At 66.8% G+C, this 19,877-nt stretch carries 12 protein-coding genes and 1 pseudogene; 7 read left to right on the forward strand and 6 right to left on the reverse strand.

Features of this window, described 5'->3' with window-relative positions:
• Positions 1-67 precede the first annotated feature (67 nt).
• The 3 genes from AC1DZV_RS12335 to AC1DZV_RS12345 are packed head-to-tail and all read left to right on the forward strand — an operon-like array spanning position 68 to position 6,820.
• A complete protein-coding gene (locus AC1DZV_RS12335; protein ID WP_476953809.1) occupies positions 68-3,217 on the forward strand; it encodes an efflux RND transporter permease subunit in 3,150 nt (1,049 codons plus the stop codon).
• Positions 3,214-3,672, forward strand: a complete 459-nt coding sequence (locus AC1DZV_RS12340; protein WP_028276449.1) for a hypothetical protein — start codon at positions 3,214-3,216, stop codon at positions 3,670-3,672. Before AC1DZV_RS12335 ends, AC1DZV_RS12340 begins: the two co-directional genes overlap by 4 nt.
• A gap of 1 nt (position 3,673) precedes the next feature.
• Entirely contained in the window at positions 3,674-6,820 is a 3,147-nt protein-coding gene (locus AC1DZV_RS12345; RefSeq protein WP_476953810.1) for an efflux RND transporter permease subunit, read from the forward strand.
• Positions 6,821-6,880: 60 nt separating this feature from the next.
• Here the strand turns inward: AC1DZV_RS12345 and AC1DZV_RS12350 are convergent, their stop codons facing one another.
• From AC1DZV_RS12350 to AC1DZV_RS12365, 4 genes and pseudogenes are all read right to left on the reverse strand, one after another.
• Positions 6,881-7,006 carry a hypothetical protein gene (locus AC1DZV_RS12350; RefSeq protein WP_476953811.1) on the reverse strand — a complete coding sequence of 42 codons (126 nt, stop codon included), beginning with the start codon at positions 7,004-7,006 and terminating at the stop codon, positions 6,881-6,883.
• An 856-nt stretch (positions 7,007-7,862) separates the two neighbouring features.
• Positions 7,863-9,320: pseudogene (glpK, locus tag AC1DZV_RS12355) on the reverse strand (glycerol kinase GlpK); the annotation flags it as partial.
• Between the two features lie 52 nt (positions 9,321-9,372).
• Complete coding sequence (locus AC1DZV_RS12360) at positions 9,373-10,125, reverse strand: MIP/aquaporin family protein (RefSeq protein WP_476949425.1); 753 nt, start codon at positions 10,123-10,125, stop codon at positions 9,373-9,375.
• A gap of 156 nt (positions 10,126-10,281) precedes the next feature.
• Positions 10,282-12,069 (reverse strand): glycerol-3-phosphate dehydrogenase/oxidase, encoded by a 1,788-nt coding sequence (locus AC1DZV_RS12365; RefSeq protein WP_476949424.1) that lies wholly within the window; start codon positions 12,067-12,069, stop codon positions 10,282-10,284.
• 123 nt (positions 12,070-12,192) lie between these two features.
• Between AC1DZV_RS12365 and AC1DZV_RS12370 the strand changes: the two genes are divergently transcribed.
• The 4 genes from AC1DZV_RS12370 (at position 12,193) to AC1DZV_RS12385 (ending at position 16,133) form a co-directional block, all read left to right on the forward strand.
• Positions 12,193-13,155, forward strand: a complete 963-nt coding sequence (locus AC1DZV_RS12370; RefSeq protein ID WP_476949423.1) for a sugar-binding transcriptional regulator — start codon at positions 12,193-12,195, stop codon at positions 13,153-13,155.
• 82 nt (positions 13,156-13,237) lie between these two features.
• Positions 13,238-14,107, forward strand: a complete 870-nt coding sequence (locus AC1DZV_RS12375; protein ID WP_476953812.1) for an aldo/keto reductase — start codon at positions 13,238-13,240, stop codon at positions 14,105-14,107.
• An 11-nt stretch (positions 14,108-14,118) separates the two neighbouring features.
• Complete coding sequence (locus tag AC1DZV_RS12380; RefSeq protein WP_476949421.1) at positions 14,119-15,045, forward strand: alpha/beta fold hydrolase; 927 nt, start codon at positions 14,119-14,121, stop codon at positions 15,043-15,045.
• The gene (locus tag AC1DZV_RS12385) at positions 15,042-16,133 is read left to right on the forward strand and encodes a glycosyltransferase family 4 protein (RefSeq protein ID WP_476953813.1); all 1,092 of its coding nucleotides are present in this window, start codon (positions 15,042-15,044) and stop codon (positions 16,131-16,133) included. Before AC1DZV_RS12380 ends, AC1DZV_RS12385 begins: the two co-directional genes overlap by 4 nt.
• 58 nt (positions 16,134-16,191) lie before the next feature.
• Here the strand turns inward: AC1DZV_RS12385 and AC1DZV_RS12390 are convergent, their stop codons facing one another.
• Together AC1DZV_RS12390 and metK are read right to left on the reverse strand one after the other, a co-directional pair.
• Positions 16,192-18,381 (reverse strand): primosomal protein N', encoded by a 2,190-nt coding sequence (locus AC1DZV_RS12390; RefSeq protein WP_476953814.1) that lies wholly within the window; start codon positions 18,379-18,381, stop codon positions 16,192-16,194.
• 197 nt (positions 18,382-18,578) lie between these two features.
• Positions 18,579-19,814 carry a methionine adenosyltransferase gene (gene metK / locus AC1DZV_RS12395; protein WP_028276457.1) on the reverse strand — a complete coding sequence of 412 codons (1,236 nt, stop codon included), beginning with the start codon at positions 19,812-19,814 and terminating at the stop codon, positions 18,579-18,581.
• Positions 19,815-19,877: the final 63 nt, after the last annotated feature.

The following is a 19,877-nucleotide window of genomic DNA, read 5'->3' on the forward strand; positions in this document are numbered from 1 at the left end:
GCCGCACCCGCGACGCCGGCTCCCTGGAACGGGGCTAGCCATGTTCGGCTGGATCACCCGTTTCAGTATGCAGTTCCGCATCCTGGTTCTCGCCATGGCGGCCGGACTCATTGCCTTCGGGGTAGTGAACATCCCCCACGTCGCCATCGACAGCATGCCCGAGTTCGCCCCGGCCCACGTCGAGATCCAGACCGAGGCCCTGGGCCTCTCAGCTGCCGAAGTTGAACAGCTCATCACTGCTCCGATGGAAGCCGACCTCCTTAACGGAGTGGCGTGGCTCGATGAAATCCGGTCCAAATCAGTTCCCGGCCTGTCCTCGATCGAGCTCGTGTTCGAGCCGGGCACCGACCTCCTGCGCGCGCGCCAGCTCGTGGCCGAACGCATGACCCAGGCCCACGCGCTGCCGAACGTCTCAGCGCCGCCGCTGATCATGCAGCCGTTGTCGTCAACCAGCCGCGTCCTTATGGTCCGGATGAGCTCCAAAGAGCTATCCGGGATCGAAATGTCGGTCCTGGCCCGGTGGAAGATCAAGCCGCGGCTGATCGGCATTCCCGGAGTCGCCAACGTTTCCATTTGGGGACAGCGCGAGCAGCAGCTCCAGGTAGAGGTGACCCCCACGCAGCTGCGTGACAAGGGCATCACGCTCGAACAGGTCATCAAGACCACCGGCAACGCAGTCTGGGTGTCGCCGCTGAGCTTCCTTGAGGCGTCCACCCCCGGCACGGGCGGGTTCGTGGAGTCGCCGAGCCAACGCCTGGGCATCCAGCACGTGCTGCCCATCCGAACGCCGGAGGACCTGGCCAAAGTCAGTGTCGAAGACGCTGGTTCTCCCATGCTCCTGGGTGACATTGCCCAGGTGAAGGAGGACCACCAGCCGCTGATCGGCGATGCCGTCGTCGGCCAGGATGCGGGCCTCCTGCTGGTCGTGGAGAAGTTCCCCGGAGCCAGCACGCTGCAGGTCACCAAGGACCTCGAGGCTGCGCTGAACGACATGCAGCCCGGGCTTTCCGGGATCCAGATGGATACGTCCGTCTTCCGGCCCGCCTCGTTCCTGCAGGATGCCGTGGACGGACTCGGCCTGGCGCTGCTCGTGAGCCTCCTGATCGCCGTGCTGCTCTTCTGGGCCCTGTTCCGCTCCTGGCGGGTGGCCGTGATCGCCCTCGTGGCGATCAGCACCACCGTCATGGCGGCGGGAGTGGTGCTCTACTTGCTCGACTCCACATTGAACATCTCGATCCTCGCCGGCATCTTGCTGGGCGTGTCTGTGATTGTCGGAGACATCGTGGAGGATGTGCAGGCGCAGCGGCGCCGGCCGCTGCGGACCACCGAGACCGAGACAGATGCCACCATCAGGTTCCGCATGGTCCAGCTTGTCCGCAGCGTCCGCACACCGCTGTTCCACGGGTCCCTCATCATGGCCCTCGCGCTCGTACCGACGCTGTTCGTCACGGGAGTCGGCGGTGCGTTCTTCCAGCCCCTCTTCTGGTCCCTGGCGTTGGCGCTTGCCGTGTCAATGCTGGTGGGTTTGTCCGTGACCCCGGTCCTGGCGTATCTCCTGCTTCCCGGTGAGAAAGCCCGGCGGGCGGACTCGCCCGGTGTTGTCCGGGCCAGGTCCACCTACGACAGGGCACTCGAGGGGGCACGTTCCCGCCGCACCCTCGGCATTGTCGCTGTCGCCGTCGTTGGACTGCTGGGACTCGCCGCGGCATCGCAGCTGGTCGGGAACCGGGCGGTCGTGCCGACGATTCCGGACCGGACACTCCTGGTGCAGTGGGACTCGATGGCAGGCACGTCCAACGACGAGGTGCGTCGGGTGGCGTCCAAGGCGTCCGACGAACTGCGGACCCTGCCGGGTGTCTCGGGAGTTGGAGGCCACATCGGCCGAGCCATTTCCTCCGACCAGGTTGTCGGGAACAGTTCCGCGGAACTCTGGGTGTCCATCACCCCGGATGCCGACTTCAGCGAAACGGAGCAGGCGGTACGTGACGTCGTCCAGGGCTACCCCGGCATCGCCCACAACGTGGTGAACTACTCCCAGCAGCAGATCGGCCAGGAGCGCAGCAGCATGGATTCCGGATTCGCCGTCCGCGTCTACGGAACAGACTTGCCGGTCCTGCGCGAGAAGGCTGAAGAGGTCCGCAAGGCCATAGAAAAGGTCGACGGCGTGAAGAACCCGACGATCAACGCCAGCGCCATGACGCCCATCGTCGAAGTCGAGGTCAACCTCGAGGCGGCGCAGAAGGTCGGCATCAAACCCGGCGACGCACGCCGCGCTGCTGCCGCCCTGATGCAAGGCATCGTCGTCGGCAACCTCTTCGAACAGCAAAAGGTCTTCGAAGTGGTGGTGCGCGGCGCGGTGGACGTCCGGGATGACCTGACCAGCATCCGTGAGCTCCTGCTGGACACGCCAAGCGGCGGCCAGGTCCAGCTGGGCCAAATCGCCGACATCCGGCTCGTTCCCAATGAAGTCGTGATTCTGCACGATGACACCTCACGCCGGATCGACGTGGTGGCCGAGGTCAGCGGACGTCCGCTCGCGGATATCCAGCGCGACATCAACGCGGCGATCGAGCAGATCCAGTTCCCGCTGGAATACCACGCCGAAATCCCCACGAAGTACAGTGAACAGCTCGCCGGGGACGCCATGGTTCTGTGGATCGGCGCGGCTGCCCTCCTGGGAATCCTGCTCCTTCTCCAGACAGCGGTGCGGAGCTGGAAGCTGGCGCTTGCCATCTTCCTGTCCCTGCCGGCCGCGCTGGCCGGGGCCGCCGTGGCCGCGTGGATCGCGGGAGGCGCCATCACTGTGCTCGCGCTCACGGCCTTTGCCGCGGTGCTGGCCGTTGCCGCCCGCAACGCGGCGCTGCTATCCGCCCGGACGGATGAACTGTGGCGGGCCGCCCCGCACGAATCCCCTGACAAGGTCATCATGATGGCGGCCCGGGACCGGGTCTCGCCCATCCTGAAGGCAGCCCTGATCACGGTGGCGATCCTGATCCCGCCGGGACTCTTCGGCGGCGCCGTCGGCGGGTCCTTCCTGGGCCCGTTGGCCCTGATCATCGTCGGCGGACTCATCACGACAACTCTCATCGGGATCTTCGTACTCCCCCTGCTCGCACTCTGGTTCGGGCCCAGGTCCGCCCCGGAAGAGTGGGCCGAAGTGTACGAGGCCGAAGTTCCCGTCCAGCCCGTTACGCAGGAAAAGGTGGAAGCAAAATGACCAGCCAACAGCCCTCGCGGCGCCTGCCCCTGGCGGCCGCTGTATGCGCAGCACTTCTGTTCGCGTTGCCCGCATGTGCCCAGACGACGGCGGCGGCCCCCGCCGCCGTCTCGGCCAACGAACCCGCCAAGGTGGAGAAGAATGCCGCAACGGGCATCGCGAAACTGACGTTGACGGAGAAGGGAATCGAACGCCTCGACCTGAAGACCGACACCGTCAAGGCCGGAAAGGGTAAGGACGTCGTCGTGCCCTACTCAGCCCTGCTCTACGACGCCAGCGGAAAAACCTGGGTGTACACCAACCCGGCCCCGCGGGTTTACCAGCGGCAGCCGGTCACGGTAGCCAAGGTGGAGGACGGAGTGGTCACGGCCTCGGCCGGGCCCGCGGTCGGCACCGCAATCGTGACCGTCGGCGCGGCTGAACTCTTCGGCGCTGAATTCGATACGGCGCACTGACATGCGCCGGATTGTCGCTGCAAGCCTGAGGTTCCGGTCGATCATCATTGCGATGGCGGCTGCCCTCATGATCGTGGGCGGCGCGCAACTCAGCAGCGCTTCGGTGGATGTTTTCCCGGAGTTTGCACCGCCCCGTGTCGAGGTCCAGACGGCATGTCTGGGTCTCACTGCCTCCGAAGTCGAGGAACTCGTAACCGTTCCGATGGAGCAGGCCTTCAACGGCATAGACGGCCTGGACCAGATGCGGTCGAAGTCTGTGTCGCAGCTGTCCGCCATCGTGATGGAGTTCAAGCCCGGGACCGATCTGCTCACCGCCCGGCAGCTGGTGTCGGAGCGGATGGCAACGGTCATACCGACCCTGCCGACCTGGGCCGCGCCGCCGGTGATGCTCCAGCCGCTGTCCTCCACCAGCCGTGTCATGAAGATCGGGATCTCCTCCGAGACCCGCTCCCTGATCGAAATGTCCATGGTTTCCTACTGGAACATCCGCGCACACCTGCTACGGGTGCCGGGCGTGGCGAACGTCGCTATCTGGGGCGAACGCCTTCAGATGCTCCAGGTCCAGGTTGATCCGACCAAGCTGGCAGCCAACAACGTGACGCTGGACAACGTCATGAACTCCACGTCAGACGCCTTGGACGCCGGCCTGCTCAAGTACTCCCCCGGTGCCTTGATCGGCACCGGAGGGGCGTTGGAAACACCCAGCCAGAGCATGTCCATCAGGCACGTACAACCCATCACGTCTCCGGCGGACCTTGCCCAGGTGCCACTGGAGGAACGCGAAGGGCTGCCTCCCCTGAAGCTCGCCGACGTGGCAACCGTCGTGGAGGACCACCAGCAACTGATCGGTGACGCGGTCATCAATGGCGGCCCCGGACTGATGCTGATCGTCGAAAAGCTGCCGTGGGGCAACACCCTCGAAGTCACCCGCGGGGTCGAGGAAGCGCTCAAGGAACTGCAGCCCGGCCTGACCGGAATCGCAGTCGACACCACCCTGTTCCGGCCCGCCTCGTTCATCGAGGAGTCGCTCGGCAACCTGAGCCTCGCGCTGCTGCTGGGCTGCTTCCTGGTGGTCCTGGTGCTGAGCGTCTTCCTGTTCCAATGGCGGACAGCCCTGGTGAGCGTGACGGCGATCCCATTGTCGCTGATGGCAGCGGCCCTGGTGCTGTATTGGACCGGGGGCACGATTAATACGATGGTGCTTGCGGGGCTGGTGATTGCCGTCGGGGTCGTGGTGGACGATGCCATCATCGACGTCGAGAACATCGTCAGACGGCTCCGGCACCACCGCGCCAGCGGCGGAACCGAAAGCACCGCCCGCGTGGTCGTCAACGCCTCCCTGGAAGTCCGCGGCCCCATCGTCTACGCCACCCTGATTATCGTTGCCGCCACGGTGCCGATCTTCTTCCTGGACGGCCTGACGGGCGCCTTCTTCCGGCCCTTGGCGACCGCCTACACCCTGGCGGTGATGGCGTCCATGCTGGTGGCCCTCACGGTCACGCCGGCCATGGCGTACATCTTCCTGCGCAATGCCAAGCTGGAAGACCGCGATCCGCCGGTGGTCCGGGTTCTCAAGCGCTGGTACGGCGCTGCCCTGCGTCCCATTGTGAAACGCCCGCTCCCGGGCTACCTCGCGGTGGCGGCACTCGGCGTCGTCGGAATAATAGCGGCCCCGCTCCTGGGCCAGTCACTGTTGCCCTCGTTCAAGGAACGTGATTTCCTCATGCACTGGGTCACGCAACCCGGCACGTCCAACGCCGAGGAAGTGCGCGTCAGCCAACTGGCCTGCCAGGAGCTGATGACCATTCCAGGCGTCAACAACTGCGGGTCCCACATCGGTCAGGCCTTCGCCGCCGATGAGGTGGTGGGAGTCAACTTTGGCGAGAACTGGATCAGCGTTGACCCCTCGGTCGACTACGACAAGACCCTGGCCTCCATCCAGCAGGTCGTGGACGGGTATCCCGGCATCCACCGGGACGTCCAGACCTACCTCAAGGAACGTGTCCGCGAGGTGCTCACCGGTACGGGCTACTCGATCGTGGTCCGCGTGTACGGCGATGACCTGGACACGCTGAAGAAGCAGGCGGACAAGGTCAAGACTGCCTTGGCCGGCATCGAGGGTGCCATCGGAGCCAAAGTCGCACTCCAGGTCAACGTTCCGCAGGTGGACGTCGAGGTGAACCTGGACGCCGCCAACCGCTACGGCCTGAAGCCCGGTGACGTCCGCCGTGCCGCAGCCACCCTGGTATCCGGCGAAGAGGTCGGCGACGTCTACCGGGACGGCAAGGCCTATGACGTCCAGGTCTGGAGTCCTCCGGCGATCCGGACCAGCGTCACAAGCATCGAGAACCTCCCGCTGGACACTCCCAGCGGGCAGAAGATCCGGGTGGCCGATGTCGCCAAGATCACGGTAAAGCCCACTCCCAACGTCATTGAGCGTTCGGAAGGGTCCCGCCGCCTCGATGTCAGCGCCAACGTCAAGGAAGGCGATCTGGCCAAAGTCGTCGAAAAGCTCGAATCCGATCTCAAGTCCGTGGAGTTCCCCACCGGATACAGCGCCGAGATCCTGGGCGAATACGCGGAGCGGCAGGCCGCTTCGCAACGGCTTCTCCTCTTTGCGATGGGCGCCCTGGTTGTGGTGTTCCTCCTGCTCCAGGCGGCATTCCGGAGCTGGCGGCTTGCCGTTCTGGGCATCCTGACGCTGCCGGTGGCACTGGTGGGCGGGGTGATCGCCGCGCACATGAGCGGCGGAATCCTGTCCCTCGGGTCGCTGGTCGGGTTCCTGACAGTGATGGGCATCGCCGCCCGCAACGGCATCCTGCTCATCAACCACTGCCAGCACCTGGAGCAGTTCGAAGGCGTGCCGTTCGGCCGGGACCTGGTCCTGCGGGGCGCAGCCGAACGCCTGTCACCAATCCTGATGACCACGCTCGCCACCGCCCTCGCCCTGGTCCCGCTGGTGGTGATGGGCAACCGGCCCGGCCATGAGATCGAGCACCCCATGGCCGTGGTGATCCTGGGCGGACTGGTGACATCGACACTGGTCAACCTGTTCATCGTTCCATCGCTCTACCTGCGGTTCGCCAAGAAGGGTCCGGCACGTCATGACCGTCAGCCCCGCGAGCCGGAACCTGTATCAGCCGTATAGCAACAACTACCAACAATGAGAGGCCAGTCAGATGACTCCACTATCTAAGAGATTTACCGCTTACGGATCCGCGGTCTTGCTGGTGGTGGCTTCGCTGACGGCGGCGACGGCGGCCGCGGCGACGGCAGCCACCGTGCCGGCGGCCGCCCGTTCCCAGGAACTGTGCGGCCCCGGCTCGGCGATCAAATTAGACCGCAACGCCTTCCCGTCCAGGCCGGAGATTGAGAACAAGTGGTTTCCCCTCGAACCCGGAATGCAGTACACCACCACCGGCAAAGTAGTCTCCCCGGACGGGACAATCACCCGCAAGGTTGTCAGCACGGTCACGGGGCTGACCAAGGTGATCGACGGGGTGAAGACCATCGCGATTTGGGACCGGGACTACTCCGACGGTGAGCTCGCGGAATCGGAACTTGCCTTCTTCGCCGAGACACGGAAGGGAGACGTGTGGCTCTTCGGCGAATATCCGGAGGAGTACGAGAACGGGAAGCTTGTGGGCGCGCCAAGTACGTTCATCAGCGGCATCGACAAGGCCCGGGCGGGCATCGCCATGCAGAGCCACCCGCGCCTGAAGACCCCCGCCTACCCCCAGGCCTACGCACCCAGCGTGGACTTCCTGGACTGCGGTGATGTGTTCGCGAAGGACCAACGCGTCTGCGTCGCCACTGGTTGCTACAGCGATGTGCTGGTCATCGATGAGTTCAACCCGCTGGACCCGCCGAGCGCCGGCCACCAGCGAAAGTTCTATTCCAGGCACACGGGTCTGATCAAGGTCACGGCCGTGGGCGGAGAGGACCAGGAGTTCCTGAATCTCGTCAAGATCAAGAAGCTCAGCCGCTCCGGGCTGAAGAGCGTCAACGAGCAGGCACTGCAGATCGACCGCCGGGGCTACACGGTCAGCAAGGACGTCTACGCGAAGACGCCGCGCGCTGAGGTGGCACGTGGCTACGATGGCCACCACTACCACTAACGGCCCTGCCGCCCCAGGGCAATACACAAAGGAGCCCCGGCCGGGGTGTTGCCCGCCGGGGGGCCGTGTGCGACGCATCTGGCGTTCCCGCTCGACCTGGTCCATTTGCGGCTCCCACCGCTTGTCCTCGGCCCAGTTGGCCGAGCACTCGCCCAGGTCCTTCCAGAATCCGACCGCCAGGCCGGCCGCGTAGGCTGCGCCCAGCGCCGTCGTCTCGACCACCTTCGGACGGATGACCGGCACGCCGAGGATGTCCGCCTGGAACTGCATCAGGGCGTCGTTGGCGACCATGCCGCCGTCGACCTTCAGCTCCGTCAGCGGTACGCCGGAGTCGGCGTTGACGGCGTCCAGCACCTCACGGGTCTGGAAGGCGGTGGCCTCCAGCGCCGCGCGGGCGATATGGGCCTTAGTAACAAAGCGGGTCAGGCCCACAATGGCGCCACGGGCGTCCGAGCGCCAGTACGGCGCGAAGAGGCCGGAGAACGCCGGCACAATGTACACGCCGCCGTTGTCCTCCACCGAAGCCGCGAGGGTCTCGACCTCCGGGGCGCTGCTGATCATGCCGAGGTTGTCCCGCAACCACTGGATCAAGGAACCGGTGACGGCAATGGAGCCCTCCAGCGCGTAGTGCGGCGCCGCGTCGCCGAGCTTGTAGCCGACAGTGGTCAGCAGCCCGTTCTTAGAGTGGATAATATCCTCGGCCGTGTTGAAGATCAGGAAACAGCCCGTGCCGTAGGTGTTCTTGGCTTCCCCGGCATCGAACGCCGCCTGCCCGAACGTGGCCGCCTGCTGGTCGCCCAGGATGCCGGCCACAGGAACCTCGCGCAGCAGCTGCGAGGTGTGGACTGTGCCGTAGACCTCAGAGGAGGATTTGATGGCCGGCATCATGGAGGCCGGGACGCCGAACGCATCCAGAATCTCCTGGTCCCACGACAGCGTCTCAAGGTCCATGAACATGGTCCGTGAGGCGTTGGTCACGTCGGTGACGTGCACTCCGCCGTCGGTCCCGCCGGTCAGGTTCCAGAGCACCCAGCAGTCGGTGTTGCCGAAGACGAGGTCGCCAGCCTCCGCCTTGGCCCGGGCGCCCTCGACGTTGTCCAGGATCCACTTGATCTTGGTGCCCGAAAAGTAGGTCGCCAGCGGCAGGCCCACCTTCTGCTTGAAGCGTTCTACGCCGCCGTCCTTCGCGAGTTCGTCCACGATCGGCTGGGTGCGGGTGTCCTGCCACACGATGGCGTTGTAGATCGCCTCGCCGGTGGTCTTGTCCCACACGACCGCTGTTTCGCGCTGGTTGGTGATGCCGACGGCGGCGATGTCGTGCCGGGTCAGGTTCGCCTTGGACAGGGCCGAGCCGATCACCTCGCGGGTGTTGTTCCAGATTTCAGCGGGGTTGTGCTCCACCCAGCCGGGCTGAGGGAAGATCTGCTCATGCTCCATCTGGCCGGAGGACACGATGCTGCCGCTGTGGTCGAACACGATGGCACGGGTGCTCGTGGTGCCTTGGTCGATGGCAACTACGTACTGGTTCATATTGACGTCCTTGTCTGTTTAGCGTGGCAGTTGAACTGGCAGTTAGTGACTGTTAGTGAGGGATGACGGGGATGATGAACGGCACGACTGCTGCCACGAGACCGCCGAGTCCGCCGCCGATGAGGGGTCCGACGACCGGGATCCAGGAGTAGCTCCAGTCGCTGGAGCCCTTGCCCTTGATGGGGAGCAGGGCGTGCGCGATGCGCGGGCCGAGGTCGCGGGCGGGGTTGATGGCGTAGCCGGTGGGGCCGCCGAGAGAAACACCGATGCCGACAACCAGCAGGGCGACCGCCAGTGGGCCGAGTCCGGAAGGCGTCCCGCCGAAGGTCAGGATGACGAACACGAGGACAAAGGTGCCGATGATTTCGGTGATCAGGTTCCACTGGTTGGAGCGGATTGCGGGGCCGGTGGAGAAGACGGCCAGCTTGCTGGCGGGCTCGGTTTCGGTATCGAAGTGCTGCTTGTGGGCCAGCCACATGACGACGGCGCCGAGGAAGGCACCGGTCAGTTCGCCGCCGAAGTACGTCAGGGTCGAGGCGAAGTCGACCGGGACACCGGGAGCGTACAACTTCTTGCCGTTGAGCAAAAAGCCAAAAGTCACGGCCGGGTTCAGGTGCGCTCCAGAGATGGAAGCAACATAGACACCGGAGAAGACGGCAATGCCCCATCCCCAGGTCACCATCAGGAACCCGCCGTTGTTGCCCTTGGTGCCTTTAAGCGCAACGTTGGCCACCACGCCGCAACCCAGCAGGGTCAGCATGGCGGTACCGAATAATTCGGATAGGAAAACAATTCCAAGAGACATCTTTGACTCCTCTATTTTCTGTTGTCGGCCTCCGCGAGTTTGGAAGCCGTTGGGCCGGCAGCATGTTCGTGCTGCCGGCCAGCCACTGCGCCGGCCGCCGGGGCGGACCGCGCAGTGCTTGCACCCGGGCTTCCCTGCCCGGGCACGCAAGCCGAATCAGGCGACCAGGCTGTGGACCCGGACACCGTGGAACCGCTGAAGCACCTCCTGTGCGTGGCTGATTTCTGTGGCCCGGCGTGCCGCATCCCAGCCGAGCGGGCCGGAAAGGATGTCCGCAACTTCATTCAGCAGTTCCCCGGTCACCAGGCCGCGAAAGGCCAGGGACGTGCGGCGGATGAGGACGTCCACGAGGTGCCCGATCTGCTCATGGGCGGCCATGAACTCCAGTTCCCGGGTGCTCAGCTCGCGGGTGGAATGCAGCAGCCTGTCCGGCTCGCCGGCCGCGGCCCCGTCCAGGTAGCGGATGACTTCTTCGGCGCGGGTCCCGTAGCGGGTCAGCAGCCCGGTGACGCGGGCGGCGTCGCGGCCGGCCGACATGTGGGCCTTGATCCAGCGCTGGACGCCGTCCTCGCTGTCCGGGAAGCCGGCGCCGCCGCCGATGGCGAGCTTCGCCGTCGAAACCTTCCGTTCCATACCGAGTTCGGCCAGGACGTCGTTGCTCAGGTGCTCGGCGAGGGCCCGGAACGTGGTCCACTTTCCGCCGACGAGGCTGAGAACGGCGCCGCCCGCCGCCGCACGGCGTTCGATCCGGTAGTCCCTGCTGACGAAGCCGGGCTGGGTCGCGTCGTGCTTCGGAAGCGGGCGAACACCGGAGAACGAGTAGACAATCTGGTCCCGGCCCACCGGGATGTCCGGGAACACGTGGCCGATCAGGTCAAAGAAGTAGTCGATTTCCGCCTCGGTGCACACGGCGTCCTGGGCCATGTCGGCGTCGACGTCGGTGGTGCCGACCAGGACGCGGTCCCCCATCGGGTAGATCAGCACGATCCGGCCGTCGGTGTGCTCGAAGAAGATTTCGCGGCCGTTGCACGCCGCGAGCAGCTCCGGATGGTCCAGCACGATGTGCGAACCCTTGGTTCCGCCCATAAACGACGACGCCGCCCCCATGGCCTCGTTGGTCAGGTCGACCCAGGCGCCGGTTGTGTTCACGACGACGTCGGCAGTGAAGTCGAAAACCTCACCGGTCAGTTCATCGCGCAGCTGGACAGTAGTTCCTGGAGTGCCGGGGGTTCCTGGGGTGCCGGAGGTTCCGGAGCCGCCCAGCGAGACCAGGGAGACGTAATTGCTGGCGCGGGCGTGGCTGTCCGCGCCGCCGGCTTTCTCGCCGTCCTGGAGCACGTCGAGGGTGAGTCGCTCGGGGTTGTGGACGGAGGCGTCGAAGTAAGTGGCCGCGTACTTGATCCCGGGGTGCAGCCGGGGCAGCTCGGCCAGCGCGCGCTTGCGTCCGCGGAACTGGTGGCGCGGCACCGAACCGCCGTCGCGGGAGAAGAAGTCGTACATGCTCAGCCCGAGCTTGATCAGGAACGCTCCGCGTTCGGTGTGCTTGCCCTGCTTGTGGGTCAGGAAGCGCATGGGGGCGGCCAGGACCCCGGAGAAGGTGCTGAAGATCGGGATCGTGGTCTGCAGCGGCTTGACGTAGTGCGGCGCGATCCGCAGAAGCCGGTTGCGTTCGGTCACCGACTCCTGGACAAGGCGGAACTCGCCGTTTTCGAGGTACCGGATGCCGCCGTGGATCATGTGGGAAGAGGCGCCGCTGGCACCCTGGCAGTAATCGCCGCGCTCAACGAGCGCCACATCCACGCCCTGCAGCGCCAGGTCACGGAACGTTCCGACCCCGTTGATTCCGCCTCCGATGATCAGAACCTGCGCGTGCCGCCGCGTCCGCAGCTTCTGCACCGAGGCGCGATCGTTCGCCGGTGTGCCGACTGAGTCCTTCTGTCCCAAAATTGCTCCCTTGGGTTTGATTCTGTGCGGCACGCCCGTGGCGCGGCGCCGTTCAACACTATTCTTTGGACTAATGGAAAATGGAGTCAAGCACTATGCACAAACGTGCAGATGGGAAATGTCATGATGCATTCACGCCAGTCCGACGCCCTCCGCGCGGCCCAGCTGTATTACCTGCAGGACCTGACCATGGACGCCATCGCCCGCGAGCTCCGGACGTCCCGGTCCACGGTTTCCCGGCTGTTGTCCGCGGCGCGCGATTCGGGTCTGGTGCAGATCCAGATCCGCAGCCCGCTGGACACCGGGCCCGAACTCGAGGGCATGATCCGCGCCGAATACAAGGTGGATGTCCATGTCGTTCCGGTGGTGGACACCCTCAATGAGGCGGAAACACTGGACCGTGTGGCCATGCAGGCCGCCCGAACGATCGGGCCGCTGGTGGACTCCAACGCCATCATCGGCGTCGCATGGGGCTCCACCCTGAGCGCGGTGAGCCGGCACCTGACGCGCAAGATCACCCACGACAGCGTGATCGTCCAGCTCAACGGCGCCGGGAATATGCAGACCACCGGCATCACGTATGCTTCGGACATCATGCGGCGGTTCGGCAGCGCCTACGGAGCACGGGTGGAACAGTTTCCCGTGCCGGCCTTCTTCGACCACGCCGCAACCAAAAGGGCCATGTGGAATGAGCGGAGTGTTCAGCGGATCCTGGAGCTGCAGGCCCGGATGAGCATCGCGATCTTTGGTGTCGGATCGGTCGATGCCGACTACCCCAGCCACGTCTACGCGGGAGGCTACCTCGATGAAGACGACTTGAACGTCCTGGCGAACTCCGATGTGGTGGGCGATGTTGCCACGGTGTTCTTCCGCGCCGACGGGTCCTCGGACGGCATCACGCTCAACGCGCGCTCCACCGGCCCGGACCTGGCCCAGCTCCGCCAGGTCCGGCGCCGCATCTGCGTGGTGTCCGGTGCTTCCAAAATCAACGGGCTCAGGGGCGCGCTGGCGGCAGGACTGGCCACCGACCTGATCCTGGACGAGGCCAGCGCCCGCAGGCTCGTCCGGTTCGACGGACTGGGCTGAGCGGCTGCGGGGCAGCATGACCGGTGCGGCGGCGGCAACGGCGGTCCGGCACTCGCCAGCGCCAGTGGGTAAAGTCTTTGTCATGAGACTCTCCCCCCGGCTGACCCTGAACAACGGCGTATTGATCGACCGGCTGGGGTTCGGGCTGTACAAGGTCCCACCGGGCGACGCCGCCAGCCTGGTGACCATGGCGGTCGAGACCGGCTACCGGCACTTCGACACCGCCGCCATGTACGGCAACGAGACCGGCGTCGGCAAGGGAATCGGTGCCCTGTCCGGATTTGAGGGCACCGGAGGCGGGCCCGGGGAAACCGCACCCTACGTTTCCCGCGAGGACCTCTTCATCACCACCAAGGTCTGGAATGACGACCACGGCTACGACGCCACCATGCGTGCGTTCGACACCTCCATGTCCAACCTCGGCCTGGAATACATCGACCTCTACCTGATCCATTGGCCATGCGCGCGCCGTGGCCTCTTCCCGGAAACGTACCGGGCCCTGGAGACGCTGTACCGCGAGGGCAAGGTCCGCGCAATCGGCGTCTCCAACTTCCAGCCGCAGCACCTGGACCGGCTCCTGGAAACGGCCGAAGTGGTGCCCGCCGTTAACCAGATCGAACTTCATCCCTGGCTGCAGCAGGATGAACTGCGGGAAAAGCACGAGCTGCTGGGCATCCGCACCGAGGCGTGGAGTCCTTTGGGCCGCGGCCAGGTCCTGAAGGACCCGGTGATCCTGGCCCTGGCGGCCGAACACGACCGCACACCGGCACAGATCATCCTGCGCTGGCACCTGCAGCTGGGCAATATCGCCATCCCCAAGGCCAGCTCGTCCGGGCGGATCCGCGAGAACTTCGAGGTCTTCGACTTTGAGCTCTCCCCGCTGGACATGACGGAGGTCGGCGGCCTCGAACGCGGCCTCCGGACCGGCTCCCACCCCGACAACGTCGCATAGGATTCGAACAAATGGAACAAGTGGATACCGGGTCCTCACGCACGCCCCTCTTCAGCGGCGGACTCGACGCCCGCACCCGGGCCGCGTCCGTTGAGGTTGACGGGGCCCGGATCGCGTACTGGGTCTACGAACCCGCCGAGGTCACCACCGAAACGCGCACCATGCTGGTGGTGCACGGGTTCCGCGGCGACCACCACGGCCTGCTCCGGGTAGCCGACCAGCTGACGGACATGCGCCTGATCATGCCGGACCTGCCGGGCTTCGGCAGCTCGGCCGCCTTCGCGGGAACCGGGCACAGCGTTGCCGGCTACAGCCAGTTCCTTGGCGGTTTCATGGCTGCTCTGGGACTGGGCGCGGACACGGTCCTGCTGGGGCATTCGTTCGGTTCGATCATCGCCAGCCATTTCGTGGCGGCCAACCCGGGTGCCGTGGCCGAACTGATCCTGGTCAATCCCATCGCGGCGCCCGCCCTCGAAGGGCCCAAGGGCCTGATGACGAAGCTTGCGGTGCTCTACTACGAGGCCGCCGCACGACTTCCCCAGCGGCTCGGGCTGGCCCTGCTGCGCAGCCAGGCGATCGTGCGGGTGATGAGCGTAACCATGGCCAAGACCGGGGACAAGGACATCCGCCGGTTCGTGCACGCCCAGCACAGTGCCTATTTTTCCTCCTTCGCGGACCGGGAGAGCCTGCTTCAGGCCTTCAAGGCCTCGGTGGGCAGCAACGTCACCGAGGTGGCCGGCGACCTGACGCTGCCGGTGCTGCTGATCGCGGGAGAGAAGGACGAGATCGCCATGCTGGCGGACCAGTACAAACTCGCGGCGCGGCTGCCGGACGGGAAGCTGGAGGTCATTCCCGGCGTCGGGCACCTGATCCACTACGAAACCCCCGAGCCCGCTGCCCGCTACATCCGACGCTTCCTAAAGGACCACGCCGCGTGAAAATTCTCATTGATGCCCGCTTCACCCGGCTGGACCACCACGACGGCATCAGCCGCTACGGCGCCAGCCTGATCGCGGCGGCCGCCAGGATCGCCGACGTCTCGATGCTGATCAGCGACACCCGCCAGCTCGCGCTCCTGCCCGACGTTCCGTACACCCTGATCAACAGCCCGCTGTCCCCGGCCGAACTCTTCGTGGCGGCCAAGGTCAACAAGCTGGGCGCCGACGTGGTGGTATGCCCCATGCAGACCATGGGCAGCTGGGGCCGGAAGTACGCCCTGGTGCTCACCCTGCACGACCTCATCTACTACGAGCACCCCACCCCTCCCGGATTCCTGCCGGCCCCCGTCAGGGTCCTGTGGCGCCTGTACCACAAGGCCTTCTGGCCCCAGCGGCTCCTGCTGAACCGGGCGGACATCGTGGCGACGATCAGCTCCACCACGGCGGCCCTGATGGCGAAGTACCGGCTCACCCGGCGTCCGGTCAGGATTGTCGGCAACGCCCCCCAGCACGGCCACACCCCGCGCGATCCCGGGGCGGGAGCCGACAAGACGCTGCTCTACATGGGTTCCTTCATGCCCTACAAGAACGTGGAGACCATGGTCCGCGGCATGGCGGAACTCCCGGAGATGACCCTGCATCTGCTCAGCCGCATCACGCCCGAGCGGCGGGCCGAGCTCGAGGCCCTGGCTCCGGACGGCGCAAGCATCGTCTTCCACAACGGGGTGACCGACGCCGAGTATGAGGCCCTCCTGGCACGCACCACCGCCCTGGTCAGCCTGTCCCGGGCCGAGGGCTACGGACTGCCGCTCGTCGAGGCCATGTCCCACGGCACGCCGGTGATCGCCAGCGACATCCCGATCTTCCGGGAGGTCGGTGACGACGCCGTCAGCTACGTGCATCCGGACTCCCCGGCGGAGTTTGCCGAGGCGGTGCGCACGCTCGAGGACCCCGCCCTGTGGAAGGCACGGTCCCGCCGTTCAGTGGAGCGGGCCGCAGACTTCAGCTGGGATGAGTCGGCGCGGCGGCTCGTGGCCGTCGCCGAAGAGGCCGTCTCGCTCCGGAACCGGCCCCGCGACCGGAAATAGCCGGAACGGCTGTAAGTCCGGTGGGGCCACGTGAGCCGCGGGGACGCAATGGAATGTCCTACAGGACGTCGACGCCGTCCAGGCGCAGTTGCACCGGGTCGTCGCTGCGCTTGGCTGCGGCCGCCGCCTTGACGGCCCGCATGACGGCCGTGGCAGCCGCGGCCTGGGCGTAGGGGATGAACAGCAGGGTCCGGACCTCCTCGCCGGAGTCCCGCGGCACAGCATCCCGTGGCACAGCATCCCGCGGCGGCGTGCGGCCGGCCCCCGCGGCCGCCGGCAGAATGACGGGCGCGGGCCCGGCGGTCCTGAGGACGGTTCCCTGCGCCGCCAGCCGCTGCTGAATGGCATCCGTGAAATGGCCGACGGCGGTCCTGCCGCCGGTGACGGAGGCGACCCGCACGGCGGGCGGCAGCTGCAGCTCCTGCCGCAGTGCCAGTTCCCGGCTGGCGTATCCGGCGGGATCCCAGCGCAGCAGGGCGCCAACCCCGGCGGCGTCGTCGGCCGTGATGACTACCAGGCCGCCCTCGGAAGCGGGCCGGACCAGGGCCGCGGCGTTGAACCAGCGGCGGACCGCGTCCTCCCCCGCCCTCAGGTTTTCCCGGCGCAGCAGCGAGTCGCCGTCGAGCAGCAGGGCTGCGGCGTACCCGCCGAAGGCCACCGGTTCGGCACCGACGGTGGCCACCACGAGAGCCGCGGTCTCCGCAACAGTGGCCTTGATCTGGTCCCCGGAGGAGGTGATGACCGGTTTCCCCGGAAACGCACGGCCCAGCTCCTCCGCGGTGCGGAGGGCTCCCGTGGCGCCGCGCCTTAGCCTGGCGCCGTTGCACGTGCCGCAGCGCCAGGCCGGGGCCGGGGCCGAGCACCAGCGGCATTGCGGCACGGCGCTGCTCCCGGCCGGGCCGGCGATCGCCAGGGGGCCGCTGCAGGCGGTGCAGCGGGCCGGTTCACGACAGGTGTCGCACACCAGCGAGGGGGCGTAGCCGGCGCGGGCCACCTGGACCAGGACCGGACCCCGTTCCAGGCCCTCCTTGGCGGCCCGCCAGGCCGCACCGGGGAGCCTGGCGATCCGGGCGAGCGGGTCATGCTCGAGTTCGTAGCTGTCGGCTGTGTTCAGGACCCGCGGGACCGTCCGCCGCACGACGGCCCGGTCAGCTTCCACGGCCTGGGCCCAGCCGGAGGCGACCAGCCGCTCCGTTTCGGTGCTGCGCGAATGGGCCGCGAGCAGGCACGCGGCCCCTTCCTGGCCGGCCCGGAGCAGGAGGACTTCGCGGGTGTGCGCGTACGGGGAGCGCTGCTCGATGTGGAGGTCGTCGCCGTCGTCCCAGCAGATGACGAGCCCGAGGTTCGGCACCGGTGCGTAGGCCGCGGACCGCGTGCCCACGGCGACCCCGGCGGCGCCGCTGAGCACGCGCAGGAAGCTGCGGTAGCGCGGCGTCTGGCCGTCGTCCGCGGTGAGCCGGGCGACGTCGCCGGCGGGAAGCAGTTCCAGCAGGGCAGATTCCACGCGGTCAAGGTCCCGGTAGTCGGGCACCACCACGACGGCGCCGCGGCCGGAGATCCGTACCGCGGCCACGGCTTCGGCGATCATCCGCGGCCAGCCGGCGGGCCCGTACCCCTGCAGGGCTGTCAGCACGGCCCGGGGCGACTCCCCCGCGGCGAGGTGGGCGAGGAATGCCGGACCGTTGCGGTACCGGGTCCAGACGCTGCCGGCGGCCGGTGACGGAAGCGACACGTCGGTCGCCAGACCGAACGTCTCAGTGCCGAACAGCGCGGGATCGAGCCGGCCGTCCGGGGCGAATTCCTTTTCCAGCTTGGCCATGCGCGGCGGCACGGCAACGCGCAGGACATCGCTGACCGTTCCGGCGTAGCGCGAGGCGATCCGGCCGGCGAGCTCGGCCACTGCTGGGGTCAGGACCGGGACGGCGGAGAGCACCTTGTGCAGCGGCACCAGGGGGTGGCCGGCGTCGGATCCGGCGGTGCGCTCCAGCAGGTATCCGGCCAGTTCCTGCCCGTTGAATTTGACCTTGACCCGGACTCCGGGCATGGCGTCGGCGTCGAGGGCGGCGGGGACGCTGTAGTCGAAAGGCCTGTCCAGGTGGGGCAGCGAGGACTCGATCAGCACCCGTGCCACCGGCAGGTGGGTCGCAAGGGCGGGGCCGGACGCTTCCGCGGCGGAGGCGGGAAAACCCTGGAGCAGGGACAGCTGCTGGGGTTCACCGGGCGCGCCGCCGGCAGGATTGGGACTCACGGCTCGCACCTCCCCTGAGGATCGTTCGACACATGCACTGTTTTCCGAAATGCACTGTTTTCCGAAATGCACTGTATTCCCTAATGCACTGTAGCCAGGCCACCGGAGGGCGGCCTGGCTACAGTGCATCACGCAGGACTGACAAACTCACTGTCACAACAAACCGACAAGACAGCATCGGACGGTTTGGCCGGGCCTTAGGCGTTAAAGAACGCCTTCAGCTCGTCCACCCGGTCCAGGCGTTCCCACGTGAAGTCCGGGTCTTCGCGGCCGAAGTGTCCGTGGGCGGCGGTCTTGGCGTAGATCGGGCGCTTGAGGTCGAGGGCGTCGATGATGGCCCGCGGGCGCAGGTCGAAGATCTCGGCGATCGCGGCGCTGATACGGGCCGGGTCCACGGTTTCGGTTCCGAATGTCTCAACGTAGGTTCCCACCGGGCGGGCCTGGCCGATCGCGTAGGCGATCTGGATTTCGGCCCGCTTGGCGAGGCCGGCGGCCACCACATTCTTGGCGACCCAGCGCATGGCGTAGGCGGCCGAGCGGTCCACCTTCGACGGGTCCTTGCCGGAGAACGCGCCGCCGCCATGGCGGGCCATGCCGCCGTAGGTGTCGACGATGATCTTGCGGCCGGTGAGGCCGGCGTCGCCCACCGGGCCGCCAATCACAAAGGCGCCCGCGGGGTTGAGGATGTTGCGGGTCCGTGAGGTGTCCAGGTTGGACAGGGCCATGACCGGTCCCACCACGTGCTCGGCGAGGTCGGCCCGGAGCTGGTCCAGGCTGGTGCCTTCGGCGTGCTGGCTGGAGATGACGACGGTTTCGACCGAGACCGGGCGGTCGCCGTCGTAGCCCACGGTGACCTGGGTCTTGCCGTCCGGGCGCAGGTAGGCGAGTTCGCCGTTCTTGCGGACCTCGGTCAGGCGCTCGGAGAGCCGGTGCGCGAGCCAGATCGGCACGGGCATGTAGGACGGCGTTTCGTCGCTGGCGTAGCCGAACATGAGTCCCTGGTCGCCGGCTCCCTGGAGGTCGTAGTCGTCCTCCTGGCGGCCCTCACGCGCTTCGAGGGAGTTGAACACGCCGCCGGCGATGTCGTTCGACTGCTGGCCGATGGATACCGAGACGCCGCACCGGGCGCCGTCGAAGCCGTTGGCCGAAGAATCGTACCCGATGCCCAGGATGGTCTCCCGGACAATCTGGGGGATCTCGACGTAGGCGTCGGTGGTGACCTCGCCCGCGACGTGGACCAGCCCGGTGGTGGCCAGCGTCTCCACGGCTACCCGGGACTCGGGGTCTTTGTCGAGCAGTGCGTCGAGGATCGCATCGCTGATCTGGTCACAGATCTTGTCGGGGTGGCCCTCCGTCACCGACTCGGACGTGAAGAGCCGGAGCGCGGCGGGCGTGGACCCGTGGAAGGCGGGGATGTGCAGCGGTAAAGTCACTCAACTACCTTACTGGTTGGATAACGGACGTCCGGCGGCGTGTGTCCCCGTGCTAAGGAGATG

Source organism: Arthrobacter sp. P1_D12, from assembly GCF_056406175.1.